A 23,301-nucleotide genomic window follows, 5' to 3' on the forward strand; every position below is an offset into this window, starting at 1 on the left:
CCGCCGAGCGGCGGCGTGCGGTCGTCTGTCCCTGCAGTCGTCTGTCGTGGCGTCCCGTGGGACAGCGGCATGGTCTCGGCCGCACCGATGTGTGAGGCGTTTCCGCAATGATGCGGCAATATGAGCTGGTCGAGAAGGTCCAGCGATACAATCCGAATGCCGACGAGGCGCTTCTCAACAAGGCGTATGTCTATGCCATGCAGAAGCATGGCACCCAGAAGCGCGCGTCGGGAGATCCCTACTTCTCCCACCCTCTCGAAGTCGCCGCGATTCTCACGGATCTGCGTCTCGACGATGCGACCATTGCTGTCGCCCTGCTGCACGACACCATCGAGGACACATCCGCGACCCGCGACGAGATCGACAGGATGTTCGGTCCCGAGATCGGCAAGCTCGTCGACGGACTGACCAAGATCAAGCGTCTCGATCTTGCATCCAAGCGCGCGAAGCAGGCCGAAAACTTCCGCAAGCTGCTTCTTGCGATCGCCGATGACGTGCGTGTCCTGCTCGTCAAGCTGGCGGACCGGCTCCACAACATGCGTACGCTCCACCATATGCCGGAGCACAAGCGCGGCCGGATCGCCGAGGAGACGATGGAGATCTATGCGCCGCTCGCCGGACGCATGGGCATGCACGACATGCGCGAGGAACTGGAGGACATCGCCTTCAGGACCCTCAATCCGGATGCCTATTCCACGATCACCGATCGGCTGACGGCGCTTCGCGACAAGAACAAGAGCCTGATCACCGACATCGAGCACGACCTGATGGCGCGCTTGGAAGAGCGTGGCATCGCGGCTCTGGTCAAGGGGCGGGAGAAGCGGCCCTACTCGATCTTCCGCAAGATGCAGTCGAAGTCGATCGCCTTCGAACAATTGTCGGACATCTACGGGTTTCGCGTGGTGGTCGGCACGGTCGAGGCCTGTTACCGGGTGCTCGGCGTGGTCCACACAACCTGGCCGGCGGTGCCCGATCGCTTCAAGGACTATCTGTCGACTCCCAAGCAGAACGACTACCGGTCGATCCACACGACCGTCGTCGGTCCCAGCCGTCAGCGCGTCGAGTTGCAGATCCGCACAACGGCGATGGACCGCGTCGCCGAATACGGGATCGCCGCGCACGCGCTCTACAAGGATGGCGAGCTGGGCGGCAGAAACATCAACAAGCTCAACGACGAAAGCCGCGCCTACGAATGGCTGCGGCGCACGATCGAGTTGCTGTCGCAGGGTGATACGCCCGAAGAATTCCTCGAAAACACCAAGCTGGAGCTGTTCCACGACCAGGTGTTCTGTTTCACACCGAAGGGCCGACTGATCGCCCTGCCCCGCGGCGCAACGCCCATCGACTTCGCCTATGCGGTCCACACCGATATCGGCAACACCTGCGTCGGCGCCAAGGTCAATGGCCAGATCATGCCGCTCGTCACCGAGCTTCGCAACGGCGACGAGGTCGACATCGTTCGCAGCCAGGCACAGACGCCGCCTCCGGCCTGGGAATCGATCGCCGTTACCGGCAAGGCCCGCGCCGCGATCCGTCGCGCGACCCGCGAGAACGCCCGCCAGCAATATGGCTCGCTGGGCCGGCACATTCTCGAAAGGGCGTTCCGTCGGGCAGGGCATGCGTTCAACGAGGAGCGGATCGAAGGGGCGCTGCCCGATCTCGGCTTCAGCGCGCTTGCGGATCTGCTCGCCGCGGTCGGACGCGGCGAAATGCGGGCGCACGAGATCGTCACCACCCTTTACCCGGATTACCAGGACGACCGTCTGCCAAATGCGATGCAGTCCGGCGAGCCGGGCTGGTTCGGCCTTGAGTCCGGAAGCGGCATGAAGTTCCGCATCCCGGATGGCGAGGACGGCCGCCACGGCGAGGGATCACTGCCGATTCGCGGATTGTCCGGCGATCTTCCCGTCTCCTTTGCGCCGGAAGGAGGCGCCGTCCCCGGCGATCGTATCGTCGGCATCCTGACACCGGGCGTCGGCGTCACCATATATCCGATACAGTCGCCGGCACTTCAGGCGTTCGAGGATGAAACGGATCGTTGGCTGGACGTTCGCTGGGACATGGGCGGAGAGAAGCGGGAACGCTTCCCGGCGCGCATCAATGTCTACGCCCTCAACGAACCTGGATCTCTCGCGACGATTGCCGCAACGATTGCCGAACTGGGTGGTAATATCGACAATCTGAAAATGCTGCGACGGGCCGCAGATTTTCATGAAATCCTTATCGATCTTGAGGTATGGGATCTGAAGCACTTGAATCGCATCATCAATCAGCTACGGGCAAAGCCGAATGTGTCCAGCGTCACACGCGAGATCGGCTGACCGGGCATCGCCGCTGGCGGACGTACAAGAGGACGTGAAGACGAGGCATGCTTTTCAAACGTCGTGACAAGCCGAACCATCTGGAACGCCTGCGCGTCGCAGTCTGGCCGCGTCACAGCTTCGCTCGCTCCGCCCGGTACTTCTCGAAGCGTGTGCTGAGGCTGACAGCCAGCCCGAATGCGATCGCCCTCGGCTTCGCCGCCGGCGCCTTTGCCTCGATCACGCCCTTCATCGGGCTGCATTTCCTTCTGAGCTTCGTTCTCGCCTTCATCGTCGGCGGAAACATGGTCGCCGCCGCCCTGGGGACAGCGGTGGGCAATCCCCTCACCTTTCCCTTCATCTGGGCCTCGACCTACAAGGTCGGCTCCATGATCATCTATGGCGAGGCCAAGACCCTCGACCACCGCACCATCGACAGGCATCTGGACGGAGGCTTTCTCGAGAAGTCGCTGGATACGCTCCTGCCGCTGATCAAGCCGATGCTGGTGGGGGCGGTCCCGCTCGGGCTGCTGACCGCGACGATCTTCTATTTCCTGGTGTTCTACAGCGTGCGCGCCTATCAACGCTCGCGCCGTCTCAAGCTGGCATCGCGCCGGCTCCCCGGCGGCGTCAAGGGCGCAACGCACGACGCCGACGCCTGACGCGGCGAGAGCGACCCCGCCAGTCGCTTTCCCGTTGAAGACAGGAGATGGAAGCCACATAGTGGCGCAAACCTGCCTTCCGGTTCGACAGACCGACCTCCCCAGGAGTTTCCCATGCTCAGTCAGCGCCTGCGTCTTGGCGTCAACATCGATCACGTGGCAACGATCCGCAACGCGCGCGGCGGCCGGTTTCCCGATCCGGTGCGTGCCGCGCATCTCGCGGCCCAGGCCGGCGCCGACGGCATCACGGCGCATCTGCGCGAAGACCGCCGCCACATCTCCGACCACGACATCGCGCGACTGAGCAAGGAAATCGACCTGCCGCTGAATTTCGAGATGGCGGCAACCGAGGAAATGCTGAAGATCGCTCTCGAGGCGCGCCCGCACGCGGCGTGCATCGTGCCAGAAAAGCGCGAGGAACGGACGACCGAAGGCGGCCTCGACGCACGCGGCCAGCATAACCACCTGAAGCCCTTGATCGCGGCCCTTGCCGACAACGGTACGCGCGTCTCGCTGTTCATCGAGGCCGACAAGGCTCAACTCGATGCCGCAGTCGCCCTTGGCGCACCCGTGGTGGAACTGCATACCGGTCGCTATTGCGATCTTCACAATGACGGCGACGCGAAAGCGGCAGCCCTGGAACTCGACCGGATCCGCGAGGCCGCCCGGTACGGCGTGGCATTGGGGCTGGAGGTCCATGCTGGACACGGCCTTGCCTTTGACACCGTGGAAGGCGTCGCGGCGATCCCTGAGCTTGCCGAGTTGAACATCGGCCACTTCCTCGTCGGCGAAGGCATCTTCATCGGCCTGGAAGCGGCAATCCGCGAAATGCGGCGGCGGATGGATGCGGGGCGGGCAAGCGCCAGACCCTGAAAATTCCGCGGGAAACCGGCGCGGACCCTGCGCCCTGGCGCGGCGCGCGGCGTTTGCATTGCGTCAATTGGGGCAAGCCGGTACAAGCCTTGGAGACAAGGCGCAGTCCCTTTCCCGAATCCAGCCGAAGATCAGCGGCGATGCGGCACGGGCGGGACTGCCTCCCAGACGGGCCGCAAGCCATCAGGCCGGCGCCGGGGAGCGACCGTCACGAAGGAAAAAATGAGCGTGTCCGACGATAGCAAGAGCAAGGAAGGTGGCCTCTACGAGACCGTGAAGGTGCTTGTGCAGGCGCTGCTGCTGGCCCTGGTGGTGCGGACCCTGCTGTTCCAGCCCTTCAATATCCCGTCCGGCTCGATGATGGATACGCTGCTTATCGGCGACTATCTCTTCGTCTCGAAATACAGCTACGGCTACTCCCGATACTCGTTCCCTTACGGGCTCGTTCCGATGGAGGGGCGCATCTGGGCGAGCGAACCGGAGCGCGGCGACGTCGCCGTTTTCAAGCTGCCGAAGGATACCTCCGTCGACTACATCAAGCGCGTCATCGGTCTGCCCGGCGACGAAATCCAGATGATCGACGGGGTTCTGCACATCAACGGCACGGCGGTGGAACGGACCCAGATCGACGATTTCATCACCACCGACCAGTTCGGCAATGTGCGGCGTGTTCCCCGCTATCGGGAAACGCTGCCCAACGGGGTCACCTACGACACGCTGGACCTGACGACCCGAGGCACCTGGGACAATACCGGCGTCTACAAGGTGCCGCCCGGCCACTATTTCATGATGGGCGACAACCGCGATAACTCCACCGACAGCCGTGTCCTGTCCGCCGTCGGCTATGTTCCCTTCGAGAATTTTGTCGGCCGCGCGGAGATGCTGTTCTTCTCCGTCGACGAGGATGCGTCGGCCTGGATGTTCTGGAAGTGGCCCTGGACCGTGCGCGGCAGCCGGCTGTTCAAGCTGCTGTGAAGCAGGTGGCCTAGAGACCTCGACATGAAGTCCGATGTGCAGAAAAAGGCCGAGGCGCAACTGCAGAAGCGCCTCGGCCATGATTTTCGCGACGGTGAGCTTCTCGCGCGCGCCCTGACCCATGGCAGCGCCACCGCGCGTAGCGGGCCGGCGGCAAGCTACCAGCGTCTGGAGTTCCTTGGCGACCGGGTGCTCGGGCTCGCGGTCGCGACGATGCTGCATCGCAGCTTTCCCAGGGCCGAGGAAGGCGAGTTGGCGCGGCGGCTGAACCAGCTTGTGCGCAAGGAGACCTGCGCGGAAGTCGCCAGGGACCTGAAGCTCGGCGATGCCATCCGCCTTGGCGAGAGCGAGGCTCAGACCGGCGGCAAGCGCAAGATGGCGATCCTCGCCGACGTCTGCGAGGCGGTGATTGCCGCCGTTTATCTGGACGGCGGGCTCGAGGCGGCGCAAACTCTGATCGAGCGCCACTGGGGACCACGGATGACCGGCTATACCGGCCCGTTGCGCGATGCCAAGACGATGCTGCAGGAATGGGCGCAAGGACGCGGCAAGGCCGCCCCGCGATACGTGATGACGGAGCGCAGCGGCCCGGACCACGCGCCCAGCTTCACCGTCCAGGTGGAGATCGACGGATACGAGCCGGCCACGGGAACCGGCGGATCGAAACGGCTCGCGGAACAGCGGGCGGCAGAGACGGCTCTCCTGCGGGAAGGCGTCTGGACGGAGACGGATATCAAGTGAGCACCAGCGACCAGGCCCCGACCGAGGGCACCGGCATGTCCCCCGAGACGAACGAGACCGCCACCAAGGCCGGTTTCGTCGCGCTGATCGGGGCGCCGAATGCCGGCAAGTCGACCCTGCTCAACGCCCTTGTCGGCGTGAAGGTCTCTATCGTCACCCACAAGGTGCAGACGACGCGCACCCTGGTGCGCGGCATCGCCATGCACGGGGCCTCGCAGGTGATCTTCGTCGACACGCCGGGCATCTTCCGTCCCACGCGGCGACTGGAGCGCGCCATGGTCGACACCGCCTGGGGCGGCGCGCGCGAGGCTGACGTGGTTGCCCTGCTGATCGATGCGCGCAAGGGCATCGACGATCAGGTCGCCAGCATCCTGGAGCGGCTCGCGGATGTGAAGCTGCCGAAGTTGCTGATCCTCAACAAGATCGACGTCACCAGGCGCGAGAAACTGCTGGCGCTGGCGCAGAAGGCCAACGACATCGTCCAGTTCGACAAGACCTTCATGGTGTCGGCCGTCACCGGCTCCGGTCTCGACGACCTGATGGAAGATCTCGCCGAGCGCGTCCCACCAAGCCCCTGGCTCTATCCGGAGGACCAGGCCTCGGACCTGCCGATGCGCATGCTGGCTGCCGAGATCACTCGCGAGAAACTGTTCCTGCGCCTGCATCAGGAACTCCCCTACATGTCGACGGTGGAGACCGAGGCCTGGGAGCAGCGCAAGGACGGTTCGGTCCGTATCGAGCAGACGATCTATGTCGAGCGCGACAGCCAGAAGATGATCGTGCTCGGCCAGGGCGGACGCACCATCAAGGCGATCTCGCAGGCCGCCCGCGCCGAAATCGCCGAGGCCGCCGGCTGCCCGGTCCACCTGTTCCTCTTCGTCAAGGTGCGCGAGAACTGGTCCGACGACCCCGAGCGCTACCGCGAGATGGGCCTGGAGTTCCCAAGGTAGCACCTCTCACCGATCTGGCCGCATACCCATGGAATGGAGCGCTGACGGCATCATCCTGGCGACGAGGAAACACGGCGAGAGCAGCCTGATCCTCGAGGCGATGACGCGCGAGCGCGGCCGGCATCTGGGTCTCGTGCGCGGCGGGCGCAGCCGGCGCATGCAGGCGGCACTGCAGCCGGGAAATCGCGTCGGCCTCGTCTGGCGGGCCCGCCTCGACGATCACCTCGGTCTCTACGCCATCGAGCCGCTGGAACTGCGCGCCGCCCAGTTGATGACCAGTTCGACCGGCGTCTACGGCATCCAGGCGCTCGCGGCCCTGCTGCACTTCCTCCCTGAACGCGATCCGCATCCGCAGCTTCATGACGGGCTCGAGGCGATCATCGCCCATCTGCACGAGCCGCTGGTCGCCGGTGCGCTGATGGTGCATTTCGAACTGCAGGTTCTTGCCGAACTCGGCTTCGGGCTGGACCTGACGGAATGCGCCGCAACGGGACGCAGCGACGACCTGATCTATGTTTCGCCGAAATCGGGACGCGCGGTCTGCCGCGAGGCGGGGCTGCCTTACGCCCCTCGCCTGCTGCCCCTGCCGCCGTTTCTGGCGCCAGAAGCGTCCTCCCCTCGCGCGGAAGGCATCCCTTCCGAACTCGCAGGAAGGCTTCCGGATCGAAAGGCGCTGGAGGATGCCTTCCGCCTCACCGGCTACTTTCTCGACCGGCATGTTCTCGCCCCGCGCCTGCTACAGATGTCTCCGGCCCGCGACGGGTTCATCGAGGCGATCAAGCGCCAGCTCCAAGAGGCGGAAAGCGGCTGAAAACCGCCATTGGCGACGGCTCGCGCATTGCCTCGGACTGCGAATGCCTGTAGCGAGTAGGGCATGGGAAAAGACCTGATTCAGCCGGGCGGTATCGAGCCTGTCGACCTTCGTTCGGCGCTTGAGGAGCGCTACCTCTCCTACGCGCTGTCGACCATCACCCACCGCGCGCTGCCGGATGTACGCGATGGGCTGAAGCCCGTGCATCGTCGCCTCCTCTACGCGATGCGGCTGCTCAAGCTCGATCCGAATGCCGGCTTCAAAAAATGCGCCCGCGTCGTCGGCGACGTCATGGGTAAATATCACCCGCATGGCGACCAGGCGATCTACGACGCGCTCGTCCGCCTGGCGCAGGACTTTGCCGTCCGCTACCCGATGGTCGACGGTCAGGGCAACTTCGGCAATATCGACGGCGATAGCGCGGCAGCCATGCGCTACACGGAAGCGCGCCTCACCGACATCGCCGTGCGCACCCTCGACGGGTTGGACGAGGACGCGGTCGACTTCCGCGAGACCTATGACGGGCTCGACAAGGAGCCCGTTGTCCTGCCGGGCGGTTTCCCCAATCTGCTGGCGAACGGCGCGGCCGGCATCGCCGTCGGCATGGCGACCTCCATTCCGCCACATAATATCGGCGAGCTCTGCGCCGCCGCCCAGCATCTGATCAAGACGCCCCGCGCCTCGACCGAGGAACTGCTTCAGTTCATCCAGGGGCCGGACTTTCCGACCGGCGGCATTCTGGTCAAGAGCGACGCGGCCTACCTGGAGGCCTATGAGACCGGCCGCGGCGGCTTCCGCGTGCGGGCTCGCTGGGAGGTCGAGGATCTTGGTCGCGGCACCTGGCAGGTCGTGGTCACCGAGATCCCCTATCAGGTGCAGAAGTCGCGGCTGATCGAGAAGATCGCGGAGCTGCTACAGGCCCGCAAGCTGCCGCTGCTCGACGACGTGCGCGATGAGTCCGCCGAGGATGTCCGCCTTGTCCTCGTGCCGCGCAGCAAGAATGTCGATGCGGCGCTGCTGATGGAGTCGCTGTTCAAGCTCACCGATCTGGAGAACCGCTTCTCGCTCAACATGAACGTCCTTTCGGGCGGCCGCATTCCCATGGTGATGGGGATCAAGCAGGCGCTGCAGGAGTGGCTCGACCACCGCAAGGACGTCCTGGTTCGCCGTTCGCAGCACCGGCTGGCGCAGATCGAGCATCGGCTGGAAGTGCTCGGCGGCTACCTTATCGCCTATCTCAACCTCGACGAGGTGATCCGCATCATCCGCGAGGAGGACGATGCCAAGGTGTCGCTGAAGGCGGCCTTCGGCCTGACGGAGGTGCAGGCCGAGGCGATCCTCAACATGCGGCTGCGCTCGCTGCGCAAGCTCGAGGAACTCGAGATCCGCAAGGAGCACGACAAGCTCACCGCCGAGCGCGACGAGTTGCTGACGCTGCTTGGCTCCGAGGCGCGCCAGTGGACAAAGATCGGCAAGCAGATCGGCGAGATGGCCAAGGCCTACGGACCGGAAACACCGCTCGGCAAGCGCCGCACGACTTTCGGCGATGCACCCGACCACGACCTGACCGACATTCATCAGGCGATGATCGAGAAGGAACCGATCACCGTCGTCATCTCGCAGAAAGGTTGGATCCGCGCCCTGAAGGGGCATCAGTCCGACCTTTCCTCGCTGACCTTCAAGCAGGACGACAGCCTGAAACTGCACCTCCTGGCGGAGACGACGGACAAGCTGCTCGTCTTCACCACCGGCGGCAAGTTCTTCACGCTCGGCGCCGACAAGCTGCCGGGCGGGCGCGGCCATGGCGAGCCGATCCGCCTGATGGTCGACATGGAGGAAGGTCAGGACGTCATCGACGTCTTCGTCTATCGCGGCGACCGGAAGCTTCTCGTCGTCTCCGACGAAGCGCGCGGCTTCGTGGTCAACGAGGCCGATGTCGTCGCCAATACCCGCAAGGGCAAGCAGGTTCTCAATGTGACGCCACCGATCGAGGCGCGGCTCTGCGTTGCCGCCGAGGGCGACCATGTGGCGATCATCGGACGCAACCGGAAGCTGCTCGTCTTCCCGCTGGCGCAGGTCGCCGAGATGGCACGTGGGCGCGGCGTGCGGCTGCAGCGCTATCGCGACGGCGGCGTGTCCGACGTGACGGTGTTCAAGGCCGAGGACGGCCTGTCCTGGGTCGACTCGTCCGGACGCAGCTTCAACCGCAAGATGGACGAGTTGACGGATTGGCGCGGCGACCGCGCCCAGGCAGGACGCCTGCCCCCCAACGGCTTTCCGCGCACGAACACGTTCGGCCGCCGCACGCTGTGACGAGAGGGAGTGTCTGCCAATGACCCGCCCCACACCGCTGACCCGTGACGTTTTCCGCCTGTTCCGGTCGATCCCGACGCGCTGGATGGATGTCGACATCTACGGCCACGTCAACAATGTCGAGTATCTGAGCTATTTCGATACAGCGGTGAACGGCTGGCTGATCGAAGAAGGCGTGCTCGATCCGCGAGGCTCCGAGACGGTGTTTCTCGTCGTCGAGACGCAATGCGCCTATTTCTCGGAACTGACTTTTCCCGGCACAGTGACGGCCGGGGTCAGGGTCGCCCGGCTCGGGGGCTCGTCGGTGACGTATGAGATCGCACTCTTTGCCGGCGAAGAACATGCCGCCAGCGCGCAAGGTCGCTTCGTCCACGTACAGGTCGATCGATCCACAAGGCGGCCGGTTCCGATCGACGGCGAACGGCGCGCGCTTCTGAGCACGATCCTCTAAAATCCGGATCTCGTGAACTTCAAGTAAGTTGTGAAAGTTTTCTGAAGTAAAATATCAGGAACAAAGCAAAAACACGCACTGCGTTTTCCACCACTCACCCAGCGTTTCTCCCCAGCTTATCCAGCGTTTTTCAACAGGCGCGCCTTTTCCCGGTTCCAGTCCCGCTGGCGCTCGGTTTCGCGCTTGTCGTGCAGCTTCTTGCCGCGCGCAAGTGCGAGCTCGACCTTGGCCCGTCCCTTTTCGTTGAAATAGAGCTTCAGGGGAACGATCGTCTTACCGTCCTTGTCGACGGCGAGGGCGAGCTTGGCCATTTCCCGCTTGTGCAACAGGAGCTTGCGCTTGCGGCGCGGCTCATGGTTGAAGCGGTTGGCCTGCAGGTATTCGGGAATGTAGGAATTGATCAGCCAGAACTCCCCGCCCTCGAAGCTGGCGTAGGATTCGGCAATCATCGACTTGCCCTCGCGCAGCGCCTTGACCTCGGTCCCCTTGAGCTCGATCCCCGCTTCCAGCGTGTCCTCGATCTCATAGTTGAACCGGGCCTTGCGGTTGTCGGCGATAAGCTTGCGGTTGCTGTCGGCGGCGCTCTTTTGGGCCATTTTCATTTACCGGCGCCGGGCAGCGGATCACGCCGCTCGGCAAACCGTCCTTGTCAGTTGAGCAGACCCGCATGGGTCATGGCATCGCGAATTGCAGCCTTGGTCGGCTCGGAGACCGGAACCAGCGGCAGGCGCAGCTCGTTCTCGAGCTTGCCGAGCAGCGACAGGGCGTATTTCGCCCCGGTCGGGTTCGGCTCGATGAACAGCGCATTGTGCAGCGGAGCCAACCGATCCTGGATCGACAAGGCCGTTGCGAAATCACCTGCCAGCATCGCCTCCTGGAACTGCGAACAGAGCCGCGGCGCAACATTCGCCGTGACCGAGATGCAGCCCGTCCCGCCATGGGCGTTGAAGCCGAGCGCGGTGATATCCTCGCCCGACAACTGGACGAAGTCCGGCCCGCACAGCTCGCGCTGGCGGCTGGCGCGCGACATGTTCGCGGTCGCGTCCTTCACGCCCTTGATGTTGCGCGACGTCCTGAACAGCTCCGCCATCGTTTCCGGCTGCATGTCGATCACCGACCGGCCGGGGATGTTGTAGATGTAGATGGGGATGCTGACAGCCGCATCGATCGCCCGGTAGTGGGCGATCAGTCCGGCCTGGTTCGGCCTGTTGTAATAGGGCGTCACGATCAACAGCGCATCGGCGCCCGCCTTCTCCGCATGGGTCGCGAAGTCGATGGCCTCGACGGTGTTGTTCGAGCCCGCGCCCGCCATCACCGGCACGCGGCCGCCGGCGGCCTCGATGCACAGCTCGATGACGCGCTTGTGCTCATCATGGCTCAGCGTCGGGCTCTCGCCGGTGGTGCCCACCGGGACAAGCCCGTGGCTGCCCTCTTTTATCTGCCAGTCCACAAACTCCTGGAACGCTTTCTCGTCGACAGCTCCGTTGCGAAACGGCGTGACGAGTGCGGGGATGGATCCCTTGAACATGCTGGACCTCTTGGAGTGTGGCGTTTGACCGGACAGGCTGCCCGGGTGGCGCACAATAGTCGGCGCGCGGGACTGACGCAACATTGAGCCGGACTTCTCCCGCGGTCACGGCAACCGCACTTGTCGCGGCGGTTTCCGACGTCGTCTCGCGTGGAAGCCGGAACACGGGGGGCTCAAGAGACGAGACCGCGATTGCCCGCCCCCGATGAGTTCCGGACAGGGTAGACTCATCGGAGGTCGAGCGTCACGCGGGCGGAATTGCCATCCGCATCAATGACCGAGATGGTGGACGCGCCAGGACCGTCCGGTTGCCAGACCAGCGATGTCGCAAAGGGCCCGCTCGCCACCGGCGCCCCGTTGGCGAGCCAGAGGAACGGCGCCCGGCCCCTGCGGAGCTTCACCACCAACGCCGCATCGCGGCCCTCGCCAAGCCCCAGGTCCACTGTCGCGCCATCCGGCGGGAAGAAAATCTCGGGCCCACGCCGGGCATGCAGGCCGTCCGGACGCACCACCGTGCGAGCGTAGCGCATGGGCGCTGGCACCGCGTCCGCCACCGGATCGAAATCACGAGGCGGCCTTGGCAACGGTGTGCGCCGCGCGGCCACACGCTGAAACGCGTCGAACAGCAGCGGCGCCGCCGACTTGTAGCCGGTCAATCCCGGCACCGGCGTTCCGTCGGCACGCCCGACCCAGACGCCGATGGTGTGACGTCCGTCGAACCCGATCGCCCAGGCATCACGGTAGCCGTAGGACGTCCCGGTCTTGTAGGCGATACCGGCACCATTCGCCGTATCGGGCGGCGGCACTTCCGACAAGATGTCGGCAATCCGCCAGGCCGCGGTTTCCGACAGGAAGCGGCGTCCCTCCGGCAGCAGCGCCTCTCCGCTCCCCTCGGCAAGGCTCTCGCGCAGCGGAACCGCCACGCCGCCGCGCGCGATGCCGGCATAGAGGGCTACCAGGTCGCGCAGCGAGATGCCGAACCCGCCAAGCGCCGCCGCAAGTCCCGGCGCCTCTCCGGTGGGGAAGCGCGGCGAGGTGCCGGCGCGCTTCAGCCGCGACACGAACCGGGCAACGCCGACCGCATCGAGGAGCGCGACCGCTGGCACGTTGAGCGAGGCAGTCAGGGCTTCGCGGACACGGATCGTGCCTTGAAAGGAAAGATCGAAATTCGTCGGGCTGTAACCGGCGACGGTGGTGGGCCGATCTTCGATCAGACTGTCGGGATGCGCCACCCCCTGTTCGAAGGCCAGACCATAGATCAGCGGCTTCAGCGTCGAACCGGGCGAGCGGATGGCGCCCGTCATGTCCACATGGCCGCGCCGTGCCTGCGACAGCAGCCCGGCCGATCCGACCCGCGCGAGGATCTCGCCGCTGCCGTGGTCGGCAACGATCACGGCAGCCGACACATGGCTGCCGAGCCGTCCGGCGCGCTCGGCGACCAGCGCCTCGAGCCGGGCCTGCACGTCCGCATCGATGGTCAGGCGCTGATCGGCCGCTTCGCTGCGGGCGAGTGCCTGTCGTGTCGCATGGGGTGCAAGCATCGGCACCGGCCGGCGAGTGCGGGGGATGGCCTCCTTCTGCGCGGCGACCACATCCTCGTGGGAGAGCAGACCCGCTGCCTGCGCCGCCGCCAGCACCCGATCGCGTGCGGCGCGCGCCGCATCGGGAAACCGATCCGGCCTGCGTGCCTCGGGCGACTGCGGCAAGGCCACGAGCAGCGCGGCCTGCGCCGGCGTCAGTCGGGCAGGCTCCTTGCCGAACCATGCGTGGCTGGCCGCCCGCACGCCCTCGATATTGCCGCCGAACGGGGCGCGAGCGAGGTAGAGCGACAGGATCTCCCGCTTGTCCAGATGGCGCTCCAGCGCGAGCGCCAGCACGATCTGCCGCCACTTCGACACAGGCGTGCGCGTCGGCGTCTCCGTCAGCAGCCGTGCGGTCTGCATGGTCAGCGTCGAGGCGCCCGACACGATGCGTCCGTTCGCCAGCGACTGGGCGGCGGCCCGCAGGATCGCCAGCGGGTCGACACCATGATGATCGTTGAACCGTCGATCCTCATAGGCCAAAAGCAGGCTCAGATAGAGCGGATCCACATCCTCGGGGGAAGCCGGCATCCGCCAGCGGTCATCCGCCGTCTGGAAGGCGCGCAACAGCCGGCCATTCCGGTCGCTCACCGACCGGGACATCTCGACGGCGCCGGGCAGACCCTCCCGATCCAGCGTGGCAACCTGGACCACCAGCGCCGCGGCGAGCGCGGCAAGACCCAAGAGGCCGGCGCAGCACAGGCCGATCGCCAGCCGCCGCACCCGCCTGCCGGGTTTCGCTTGCCTCATCCGCCTGCCTTTCCCGCCCCACCGTCAGCGCAGCGGGCCGAGCACTTCCAGCCGCCCGGTGTCGGTGCGGGCCGCAAGGTCGGGCCGATACATGTCTTCCACCGTCGCGGGCGGATGGGCGAAGCTGCCCGGCAGCGCCGCGCGTGCCAGATAGGCGAAGGTCATCACGTCGAGGTTCTGCTGGCTTTCGTCCAGCGCAACCACGAAGCGGTCGTCACGGAACTCGACATGCTCCGTGTTGTCCACCGTCGACAACCAGTCCAGGCCACCAAGGTCACCGGAGCGCACCAGCCGCGGGTTGTCGATGACGAGGCCCGCCGGCAGACGGTCCACCACCATGATCCGCCCCCTGCCCGGCCGATCACGGGTGACCGTCAGCACCACGGCCACGCGGGTGTTGAGCGGCACCGCTTCGGTAGACAGTTCATTGCCGTCGAGATCGTAGAACGCTCGGGTGATGCTGTAGCCGGTACCACCGGCAGGCTCCGGCTCGACCGGCCGGCCGCTGACGGTGATCACCACATCGGTGGCCTTGTCGCCGCGGTTTTCGATCCGCATGGGCTGTGCGGACACCGCCGTGCCCGCAAGCCGCCTGTCGAGCCGACCGGACACCGGAGATCCATCCACGGCAAAGCGCGCGGCCTCCGCCTTCTTCTCCAGTTCATGACCGGCAAGCAGCAGCCAGGCCATGTCCTGCGTCGAAAGCACGGGCGTCGCGTCCTGCCGATTGGCGACATCGCGTGTCAGGGCCGCCGCATCAACGGACGTGGCGCTGGCGCGGGTCACATAAGCCAGCACACCGGCATTGTCGCGCAACACGGTGCCATAGTCCGAACGGTAGCTGAGCATCTCGGCGCGCCCGCTCTCCCCGACCGCGGCAGCGAAAGCACGCTCCGCGCGGCCGGCTTCGCCGTAAAGCGCGAGCGCGGCGGCGATCTGCGATTTGGCGAGCGATGTTGCGAAATCGTCGAGTTTCACATCCGCGTAGTAACGCAGATCTCCGATCGAGGCGCGTCCGGCGCTGGCCAGAACGTAGAGCGCATAGGCGATCGCCTCGCCGCCATCGTTGAAATCGGACGCATAGGCGATGCGGTTCTCCAGGTTCTCCAGCGCGGACTCCAGGGCAAGCGAGGGGATGTCGTAGTCCCGCTCACGTGCCCGCAGCAGGAAATCGGTCACATAGGCATCGAGCCACGTGTCCTGAGACCCGAAGCTCGACCACAGGCCGAAGGACCCGTTCGAGCTCTGGTTTCCAAGCACACGAACGATTGCCTGCTCCACCCGCTTGCGCACCTCGCCATCGGTCTCCAACCCGCTCGCGACGGCGAGTTCGTTCAGATAGAGCAGCGGCAGCGCCCGGCTCGTCACCTGTTCGGTGCAGCCATAGGGATACCGATCAAGGGCGGCGAGCAGGCCCGGAATGTCGATCCGGGCGGCGCCGCCGGCCGAGACCGTCACGCTGGCGCCGGACGGCACGATGCCGGCGAGCGTGCCGCCGTCCAACGTCAGGCCGGCACCGGCCGCGAGCGTCACGAAGGAGCGACGCATCAAGGGGGGCATGGTGTCGCGAACGCCGAGAGCCAGGGTCTTTTCCGCGACCGGGCCATCCGGCCCGGCGAGCGTCAGCGTCAGGGACGCATCTCCCGTGCCTGTGTCGGCCATCAGCGGAATGCGCAGGGTCTGCCGTTCGCCGGCGGTAAGCGTCAGCGTGCGGGAGGCGTCCTCCGCCTGCAGCCAGACCGGCCCATCGACGATGGTCTGCAACACATAGTCACCCGCCTGCCCCTCGACATTGTCGATCTCGACCAGAAGACGCGACTGATCCTCCGGTGCAAGGAAGCGCGGCAGGGTGGCGGTGACAACGAGCGGATCGCGCACGGTCACCTCACGCTCGGCATGCCCGACGCCGCTTTCGCTCCAGGCGAGGGCGGTCAGACGCACCGTTCCGTTGAAGTCCGGCACCTCAAAGGAGACCATGGCGCGTCCGTCGGCGTCGGTCTCAACAACGCCCGAGAACAGCGCCATCGGCTCTTCCTGCGGCGGCGGCACGGCGGACGCCAGTCCGCCGCCATCGCCGCCGGACCGCACCACACCGAGATCGCCCACGGTCCGGTCGATGAGTTCGCCGTAGTAGTCGCGGATTTCCATACCAAGACGCCGCTGGCCAAAGTACCAGCCGGCCGGATCCGGGGTCTGGAAACGGGTGAGGTTGAGAATGCCGACATCGACCGCGGCAACCGTCACGAAGGCCGGCGTGCCGGCAGGCTGGCCCTGGATCGTCAGGCCGACTTCCATGGTCGAACGCGGGCGCAGGGTGGCCGGCGCCTCGATCTCGACCGTGTGGCGACGCTCGCCCGGATCGACGGAAAGCCACTGCAGGCCGAGCGCCCGCGAAGGCATCCGCTTCGCCTCGACATCCATCGGACGCAGCAGCGTCGCGGTGACGTAGACACCGCTGCTCCAGTCATCGGTGACGGTGAGATCGATCTCCGTCTCGCCCTGCGTCACGTCGACCACGCGGCTTTCGATCAGCCGATCCGCCATCACCGACACCAGCGCGGTGCCGTCGAAACGGGGCTTCAACCGCAACTTCGCCGTCTCGCCAGACCGGTAAGCCGTCTTGTCGAGGCCGACGTCCAGCACATCCGGCGTCTGCGACGACGCCGAGGAGACGTACCAGCCGGCATTGAAGGTGAAGCTCGTCGCTGCCGGCTCGCGCCCGTTGGCAACCACTTCAAGGCGATACTCGCCCCACTTCACCGGCACCGACAGACGGGCCAAGCCGTCCTTGGTAACAGCAAGGTCGCCACTTGAGACCTTTCGGCTCGTCGTTACCGGCTCAAAGGACCAACGTCCATCCGACCTGTACCACTGGTAGCGGGTGTCGATGTTCAGGAGCGTCCACTGGACGTCCGCCGCGATCCGCTCGCCTCGCGCGTCAAGGGCAATGATCTCGAACTCGGCCGGAGCTCCCTCGTCGACGCCCCCGTCGAACGCCGGCTTGACACCGATCCTGCGACCGTCGGCGACGACCGGCAGGTCGAGGCTGCGCTCGACATAGCGCCCGCCGGCTTCGACCACCCGGGTGATCACCCTGGCCGTGTAGCCGGCAGTCGTCGGCTGCAACTGCGGCACGGGAAGCGTGAAGCTCGCCTTGCCGTCGTCATCGGTCGAGATCCCGTCGGGAAGGGACGCCCGTTCCGGCCAGATCTGCTCGTCGGCCAGACCGAACGTGTAGCCCGGATAGGCCGGCGACTGCCGGGTCGGGGACACCACGACCTCTCCTTCGATGCGCTGTCCCGAGGCGGGGGCACCGTAGAGGAACTTCGCCTCCAGCGAGACGGTCGGCGGCGCCTCCGGGTCGAAGGCCTTGGCCTCGGTCTGCGGCGTGAAATCCACCCGTTCCGGCTGATAATCCTCCACCAGGAACGACAGGCGCGCCAAGGCCTCTCCCTTCGGGTCCGCGTGGATCCTGACCGACCAACTCCCCTGCTGCGCGGTGGCGGGGACCTGCAGGGCGTGGGACCGCCCGCCGGCGCCAGCGTCACCGATCATCACTCGGCTGTGCTCGACCCCATCGGGCCGCTCATAAATGAAGGTCAGGGGCACGTCGGCCGTCGCCCGGGCATCCCGGTCGCGGGCCATCGCGCCGACATGAACCGTCTCGCCCGGGCGGAACACGCCACGATCAAGCCAGGCGAACACATCGACGGGACCTGGCGCCGCGCGGCCTTCAACGCCCCGGTCGGACAGATCGAAGGCCGGCTTGGTCAGATCGAGAAAGGCATAGTCGCCATTTTCGGGAGTTTCGGCACTGACCAGCGCCGGTGCCCTGCCGCCCGTCCCGCGCGACAGGCCGGGCGGGAACCGCGCGAAGCCGTCCGCATCGCTGGTGGCCTCGCCCAGCACCTCGTTGTTGACCGCGACCAGACGAATTTTCGCTCCCTCGACAGGCCCGGCATCGGACAGCCTGCGAACGACGACCGCCGTTTCCTGTGATCCGGTATAGGCGCTGACGCCAAGATCCGAGACGAGGAACCATTGGGTTGCGTGAGGTCCCCAGGCGTTCTGCGTGTCGCCGCGGGGCCGGGCGACCATCGCGTAGATGCCCGGCTGCATGGTCAGTCCGAACTCGGCGACGGGAACCGCGGTGGTCACATCCTGGTTCAGGCGGAGTTCGGTTTCGACCGTTCCCGACCACAGCTTTTCACCATACTCGTCGCGGACCTGCTCGGAGCGATAGTTGTCGAGCTGCGACAGGATCCGGCGATCGCGCAGGGCGGGCGAAAGGCCGCGCTCGCCGATGCGGTAGATCTCCGCCTCGACGGTGTTGGTGTTGACGGTAACCAGAGGGATCGTGGCGCCCTCGCCCGAGGGCAGAACATAGGCGCGACCAAGGAAGCGCACGGAGGGTTCGCGGTCGCGGACATAAACGGTCAGTTCGGCCGACTTGTCCAGCGTCTCGCCATCCGCCGACGGGACACCCGAGCGCAGCAGCACTCCGTAGCGCTCGCCGTGCCGAATGCCGTCAATGCAGATCTGGGCACCGTCTCCCTCGATGGAAAAAGATCCCGCGCCGGTCACCTGCACGAAGGGCGAGAAATCCAGCCCCCTCTGCAGGGTTTCGGAAAAGACGACGCAGATGCGCGGTGTCGCCGCATCGGAATCGACCTGATGGTCGAGAATGCGGAAGCCGTAGCTCGCCACCATCTGGTCGTAACGCTGACGGCGCGTCGATGTCTCCTCGAGCGCGAGGGCGGCCCGCAGGGCTTTGATCGCCGGCTTGTACAGTTGGCGGCGCTCCAGCGCCGAGACGAGGATATCGAGGGCCTCGACACGCTCGTCCTGGCTGCCGGACACCAGATAGGCGTTGATCGCGGCACCGGTTGCATCGGCCTCCACCTGGCGCTGTCGCTGCCAATCCGAGGGCCGCTGAGCCAGCAACGATCCGGCCAGTCCTGTCCACAGGTCCGGGCGTTCGGCATCGACCGTCAGGGCACGGGCGAACTGGCGTTCGGCCTCATCGAAACCGCGGCTGCCAAAGGCCGCACGCGCCTGGTTTTCCAACTGGCCGACGCTTTCTCCGCCCGCCCTGAAATCGCGTGGCAACCGCCGGGCATAGGCCGCCGCATCGCTCACCAGCGAGCCGGACAGGAAGGACAGTTCGTCGCCACGCGCCTTGCGGCTTGCATCGTCGCGCCGCGCCACCGTGACGATGCGCCCGGCCACAGCGCCCGTGAAGGCCTGCAACTGGCCCACATCGGATTTCATGAAACACCAGCGCGCCGAGGTGTTGTAGGTGAAGGCGCGGCACTGCCTGCTGTCCAGGCACGCCGCCTTGCAGGTGTCGAGATCGACGTCCTTGAGCGTCTCGAAATCCGCGCCGAAATAGTCGGCATTGTCGATCGTGACGATCCGTCGCTCCGACGCGTCCTGGGCCTGTGCCTGCGGAGCTTCCGTCACACCCAAGACCAGCAGGCCGGCGAGCGCCGGAACCACCAGGCCGCCGAGGCCGAAGAACCCGAACTTGCCGCGCATGCCTACCCCTTCCCCCGATCTTCCGGCCTGGTTTGACGGCCCGTTGAGAGACCATTCCACCCCCGGGTGCTCCGGTGCCGATGCGGTTCGCATTTCCAAGGAGGCAGATCCGAGCACGCAATCGTGACAAGTCCAAGACCAAAATTGCACCGCGAGCGGTTCTGCACCCAAACCGGAGGCCTGCGACGGGAAATCCGCCGAGACAGACCCGCGATGATCCCCTAGAAGCACAGAAAGCTCGCATCAGGAGAAGCACTTATGGCCGCACTCGACAACTTCCCGATCACCCGCCGCTGGCCGGCGACGCATCCCGACCGGCTGCAGCTCTATTCGCTTGCCACGCCGAACGGCATCAAAGTGTCCGCCGCGCTCGAAGAGCTCGGCCTTCCCTACGAGGCGCACAAGGTGTCGTTTGAGACGAACGATCAGATGACACCTGAATTCCTGTCGCTAAACCCCAACAACAAGATCCCCGCGATCCTTGATCCCGACGGTCCGGGCGGCGCGCCGCTGGCGCTGTTCGAGAGCGGGGCGATCCTGCTCTATCTCGCCGACAAGACCGGAAAGCTGATCCCGGCCGATCCGGCCGAGCGCTACCACTGCATCCAGTGGCTGATGTGGCAGATGGGCGGACTCGGGCCGATGTTCGGGCAACTCGGCCATTTTCATCATTTCGCGGCCGACAAGGTCAAGGATCCCTATCCGCGCGAACGCTATACGGCGGAAGCAAAACGCCTGCTCGCGGTGCTGGAGCAGCGGCTGGACGGGCGCGCTTATATCATGGGCAACGACTACACCATCGCCGATATCTCGGTGTGGCCCTGGATCCGCACGCTGGGCGGCTTCTACGGTGCCGGCGAGATCACCGGGCTCGACAAGCTCGCCAATGTCCAGCGCTGGTTCGCCGACTGCTCGCAGCGCCCGGCCTCGGTTCGCGGTATTTCCATTCCCGCCTGAGACCCGCAATCCCATGTCCGCCACTCAGGCGGGCATGGGAATCTCGGCGGAAACACTCGGCACGTCGTAGCCGCGCTGGACCGCTGGCCGCGCCGCAACTTCGAGATACCAGCGCCGGACATTGGGATATTCCGCAAAATCGACCCCCTGCCATGCGAACCGACTGGCCCATGGCCAAATCGACATGTCGGCGATCGAATAGTCGCCAGCCACGAACTGGTGCTCGGAAAGCTGGCGGTCGAGCACGCGATAGAGCCGTCTCGCCTCGTTGGCATACCGCTCTTCGGCGTAAGGCGCCTTGCCCGGATGGAAATGCAGGAAATGATGGGCCTGGCCGAGCATCGGTCCGAAGCCACCCATCTGCCACATCAGCCATTCGATGACGCGCAGGCGTTCCGGCCCCTCGGGCGGCAGGAACCGCCCGGTCTTGTCGGCGAGATAGAGCAGAATGGCTCCGGACTCCATCAGGCTGACACCAGCCTCCCGGTCGATGATCGCCGGGATCTTGCTGTTCGGCGAAATATGGACGAAGGCCGGCGCGTATTGCTCTGAATTGGTGATGTCGATCGGGAAGACCGTGTAGGGAAGCCCGCTCTCCTCCAGCATGATCGAGACCTTGCGGCCGTTTGGCGTGCTCCAAGTGTAGAGATCGATCATGTCCCGCATCTCCGAAAGTTCAAACCCGGCGGACCTCGATTCTGCCGCCATGCGCCGCTCCGTCCAGACACGGCCAGCGGGAAAGTGCCCGAGCCGGGGGGAACACGCAAGCGTCATACAGTCATGACTCACCGTCTGCTATTGTTCACCGCACGCAGACAGTGAATTCAGCAGGGCGCGGTTGATGACGCAACGCGTTCATACGATTTCCACGGCAGGCCGCCCGACGCGGTCAGCGCTGATCCTTTAACAGCAATGCCAGGAGTTCCTCATGATCCGTCTTTCTGCCGCCGTGCTCGCGGTCGCCCTTGCCGCCGCACCCGCGATCGCCGAACCGGTTGCCTATGATTTCGACAAGTCCCACGCCAACCTGACCTTCTCGTACAACCATCTCGGCTACTCGACCACGGATGGCCGCTTCGGCGACTGGAACGGCGAACTGGTGATCGATCAGGAGACCCCGGCCAACTCCAGCGTTTCCCTGACGGTGAACGTCGACAGCCTCGATACGTTCTGGGGCGAGCGCGACCAGCACCTCAAGGGCTCCGACTTCTTCGAGGTGACGACCCATCCGACCGCCACGTTCGTCTCCACCAGCGTGGAGAAGACCGGCGAGAAGACCCTTTCCGTCGCTGGCGATCTGACCATCAAGGGCGTCACCAAGCCGGCAACCTTCGACGTCACGATCAACGCGATCGGCGAACACCCGATGGAGAAGGTCCCGGCGGTTGGATTTGACGCGACCACGGTGGTCAAGCGGTCGGACTTCGGCATGGATATGTTCGTGCCGTTCGTGAGCGACGAGGTGACGATCTCCTTCAGCGCCGAGGCACTGCAGGCCAAGTAAGGTTTCAGGCGGGAGACGGGCGCCTCCCCGTCCGTCTCCCGCATTCTCACGGCAGCAGGAACGGAAGCCGTCATGCAACTGCGCAACACTCGTTCAGGCTATGGTCTTGTCGCCATCCTCTTCCATTGGGTGATGGCACTTCTCATCATCGGGCTGTTCCTGTTCGGCAAGTACATGACCGGGCTCGACCCGATGGCGCCGGATACTTTCGCACTCTACCAGTTGCACAAGTCGCTCGGCTTCGTGGTGCTCGCCCTCGTGCTCGCCCGGCTTGCCTGGCGGCTGGCAAATCCGTCTCCCGCACTGCCCGAGACGATGCCGGGTATCGAGCGGCTGGCTGCCCATCTCGGGCATGCCGGCCTCTATGCGCTGATGCTGGCGATCCCGCTGTCGGGTTGGCTGATGGTTTCCGCCTCTCCCTGGGGAATTCCGACGGTCGTTTTCGACATCTTGCCTGTCCCGCACCTGCCGGTGCCGGACGCTCTGGGCAGCAAGGCGGAAGCGGAGCGTACGCTCAAGGGCCTGCATGAATTGCTGGCCAACGGTCTTCTGCTCCTGGTCGTGCTGCATGTCGCCGCCGCGCTCAAACACCATTTCCTCAACCGGGACGACGTCCTGCGGCGCATGGTCCGCACTGGAAGCGAACCACACCGGCGCTAACACCCCAACCGAGACAGGTGTCGCACCGGACCGACGACCTTCCCTCCCGGGAGCGCCTGGACGCGGCACCGTTCAACCACGAGGTTCACCACAATGTTTTCCCCTCTCCGAACGCTGCACACGCACGCCCTCGGCCTGGCGTTCGCCGCGCTCCTTGCGGCTGGTCCGGCCACAGCCAGCACCTGGACTGTCGACCAGGCCGAAAGCAGCCTGTCCTTCGTCGCGACGCAGAACGGCAACTCCGTTGAGGGCGGTTTCCAGGAGTGGACCGCCGAGATCGAATTCGATCCTGAAAACCTCGACGGCGCCCACATTCGCGCGGTGCTCAACACCGGATCTGTCGGCACAGGCCAGCCGCAGGTCGACCAGACGCTGGTCAGCGGTTCGTGGTTCGATCCGTCGACCCATCCTCAGGCCATCTTCGAATCGTCGCGGATTACCGCGCTCGGCGACGGGCGCTATGAGGCGGCCGGAGAGCTTTCGGTCAAGGGCAAGGCCGTGCCCCTCACCCTCCCCTTCACGCTGGAGATCGATGGCGACACCGCCCGCGCTCAGGCGGAAGTTCCGGTCCTGCGGCTGGTCTTCGGCATCGGCTCCGACATTCCCGCTTCGACCGTCGGTGACGAAGTCGCTGTAAAACTGGTCATCACCGCCACCCGATAGCAGGTCCTGGGAGCGCGGCGCCCGTCGCGCTTCCCACTACTGGCG

General features: G+C 65.4%; 18 protein-coding genes. 13 read left to right on the plus strand and 5 right to left on the minus strand.

All coding sequences use genetic code 11. The annotated features are described in order from the left end of the window. Positions 1 to 107 precede the first annotated feature (107 nt). From TSB10GB4_RS11040 to TSB10GB4_RS11080, 9 genes are all read left to right on the plus strand, one after another. A complete protein-coding gene (locus tag TSB10GB4_RS11040) occupies positions 108 to 2,321 on the plus strand; it encodes a bifunctional (p)ppGpp synthetase/guanosine-3',5'-bis(diphosphate) 3'-pyrophosphohydrolase (RefSeq protein ID WP_186389581.1) in 2,214 nt (737 codons plus the stop codon). A 47-nt stretch (positions 2,322 to 2,368) separates the two neighbouring features. Then, complete coding sequence (locus TSB10GB4_RS11045) at positions 2,369 to 2,962, plus strand: DUF2062 domain-containing protein (protein WP_186389582.1); 594 nt, start codon at positions 2,369 to 2,371, stop codon at positions 2,960 to 2,962. Positions 2,963 to 3,076: 114 nt separating this feature from the next. Continuing rightward, positions 3,077 to 3,835, plus strand: coding sequence for a pyridoxine 5'-phosphate synthase (locus TSB10GB4_RS11050; protein ID WP_186389583.1), 759 nt, complete (start codon positions 3,077 to 3,079; stop codon positions 3,833 to 3,835). 222 nt (positions 3,836 to 4,057) lie between these two features. Continuing rightward, a complete protein-coding gene (gene lepB, locus TSB10GB4_RS11055; protein WP_186395788.1) occupies positions 4,058 to 4,810 on the plus strand; it encodes a signal peptidase I in 753 nt (250 codons plus the stop codon). 24 nt (positions 4,811 to 4,834) lie between these two features. Next, entirely contained in the window at positions 4,835 to 5,551 is a 717-nt protein-coding gene (rnc, locus tag TSB10GB4_RS11060) for a ribonuclease III (protein ID WP_186395789.1), read from the plus strand. A gap of 35 nt (positions 5,552 to 5,586) precedes the next feature. Beyond that, positions 5,587 to 6,501: a GTPase Era gene (gene era / locus TSB10GB4_RS11065; protein WP_186395869.1), complete on the plus strand. Its 915-nt coding sequence runs from the start codon at positions 5,587 to 5,589 to the stop codon at positions 6,499 to 6,501. Positions 6,502 to 6,529: 28 nt separating this feature from the next. After that, on the plus strand, positions 6,530 to 7,312 hold the full coding sequence (gene recO, locus TSB10GB4_RS11070) for a DNA repair protein RecO (RefSeq protein WP_186395790.1): 783 nt from the start codon (positions 6,530 to 6,532) through the stop codon (positions 7,310 to 7,312). A gap of 63 nt (positions 7,313 to 7,375) precedes the next feature. Next, positions 7,376 to 9,625, plus strand: coding sequence for a DNA topoisomerase IV subunit A (gene parC, locus TSB10GB4_RS11075; protein ID WP_186395791.1), 2,250 nt, complete (start codon positions 7,376 to 7,378; stop codon positions 9,623 to 9,625). Between the two features lie 19 nt (positions 9,626 to 9,644). Then, entirely contained in the window at positions 9,645 to 10,076 is a 432-nt protein-coding gene (locus TSB10GB4_RS11080) for a thioesterase family protein (RefSeq protein WP_186395792.1), read from the plus strand. A 116-nt stretch (positions 10,077 to 10,192) separates the two neighbouring features. On the opposite strand, the gene smpB is transcribed toward TSB10GB4_RS11080, so the two are convergent. The 4 genes from smpB to TSB10GB4_RS11100 form a co-directional block, all read right to left on the minus strand. Continuing rightward, the gene (gene smpB, locus TSB10GB4_RS11085; protein ID WP_186389589.1) at positions 10,193 to 10,672 is read right to left on the minus strand and encodes an SsrA-binding protein SmpB; all 480 of its coding nucleotides are present in this window, start codon (positions 10,670 to 10,672) and stop codon (positions 10,193 to 10,195) included. A 53-nt stretch (positions 10,673 to 10,725) separates the two neighbouring features. Beyond that, positions 10,726 to 11,604, minus strand: coding sequence for a 4-hydroxy-tetrahydrodipicolinate synthase (gene dapA / locus TSB10GB4_RS11090; protein WP_186395793.1), 879 nt, complete (start codon positions 11,602 to 11,604; stop codon positions 10,726 to 10,728). A gap of 227 nt (positions 11,605 to 11,831) precedes the next feature. Beyond that, entirely contained in the window at positions 11,832 to 13,934 is a 2,103-nt protein-coding gene (gene pbpC / locus TSB10GB4_RS11095) for a penicillin-binding protein 1C (RefSeq protein ID WP_186395794.1), read from the minus strand. 24 nt (positions 13,935 to 13,958) lie between these two features. Then, positions 13,959 to 19,472, minus strand: coding sequence for an alpha-2-macroglobulin family protein (locus TSB10GB4_RS11100; protein ID WP_186395795.1), 5,514 nt, complete (start codon positions 19,470 to 19,472; stop codon positions 13,959 to 13,961). A 258-nt stretch (positions 19,473 to 19,730) separates the two neighbouring features. Here TSB10GB4_RS11100 and TSB10GB4_RS11105 point away from each other — a divergent pair, with 258 nt between their 5' ends. Continuing rightward, the gene (locus TSB10GB4_RS11105; RefSeq protein ID WP_186395796.1) at positions 19,731 to 20,429 is read left to right on the plus strand and encodes a glutathione S-transferase N-terminal domain-containing protein; all 699 of its coding nucleotides are present in this window, start codon (positions 19,731 to 19,733) and stop codon (positions 20,427 to 20,429) included. 24 nt (positions 20,430 to 20,453) lie between these two features. On the opposite strand, the gene TSB10GB4_RS11110 is transcribed toward TSB10GB4_RS11105, so the two are convergent. After that, positions 20,454 to 21,086 (minus strand): glutathione S-transferase N-terminal domain-containing protein, encoded by a 633-nt coding sequence (locus tag TSB10GB4_RS11110; RefSeq protein WP_186389593.1) that lies wholly within the window; start codon positions 21,084 to 21,086, stop codon positions 20,454 to 20,456. A 271-nt stretch (positions 21,087 to 21,357) separates the two neighbouring features. Between TSB10GB4_RS11110 and TSB10GB4_RS11115 the strand changes: the two genes are divergently transcribed. The 3 genes from TSB10GB4_RS11115 to TSB10GB4_RS11125 all read left to right on the plus strand — a co-directional run bounded on the left by TSB10GB4_RS11115 (position 21,358) and on the right by TSB10GB4_RS11125 (position 23,256). Continuing rightward, positions 21,358 to 21,933 carry a YceI family protein gene (locus TSB10GB4_RS11115; protein ID WP_186395797.1) on the plus strand — a complete coding sequence of 192 codons (576 nt, stop codon included), beginning with the start codon at positions 21,358 to 21,360 and terminating at the stop codon, positions 21,931 to 21,933. 72 nt (positions 21,934 to 22,005) lie between these two features. Further along, positions 22,006 to 22,593 carry a cytochrome b gene (locus TSB10GB4_RS11120; RefSeq protein WP_186395798.1) on the plus strand — a complete coding sequence of 196 codons (588 nt, stop codon included), beginning with the start codon at positions 22,006 to 22,008 and terminating at the stop codon, positions 22,591 to 22,593. Between the two features lie 93 nt (positions 22,594 to 22,686). Further along, the gene (locus tag TSB10GB4_RS11125) at positions 22,687 to 23,256 is read left to right on the plus strand and encodes a YceI family protein (RefSeq protein WP_186395799.1); all 570 of its coding nucleotides are present in this window, start codon (positions 22,687 to 22,689) and stop codon (positions 23,254 to 23,256) included. Positions 23,257 to 23,301: the final 45 nt, after the last annotated feature.

Source organism: Stappia sp. TSB10GB4 (assembly GCF_900185745.1).
In the GTDB taxonomy this organism is placed as follows: domain Bacteria; phylum Pseudomonadota; class Alphaproteobacteria; order Rhizobiales; family Stappiaceae; genus Stappia.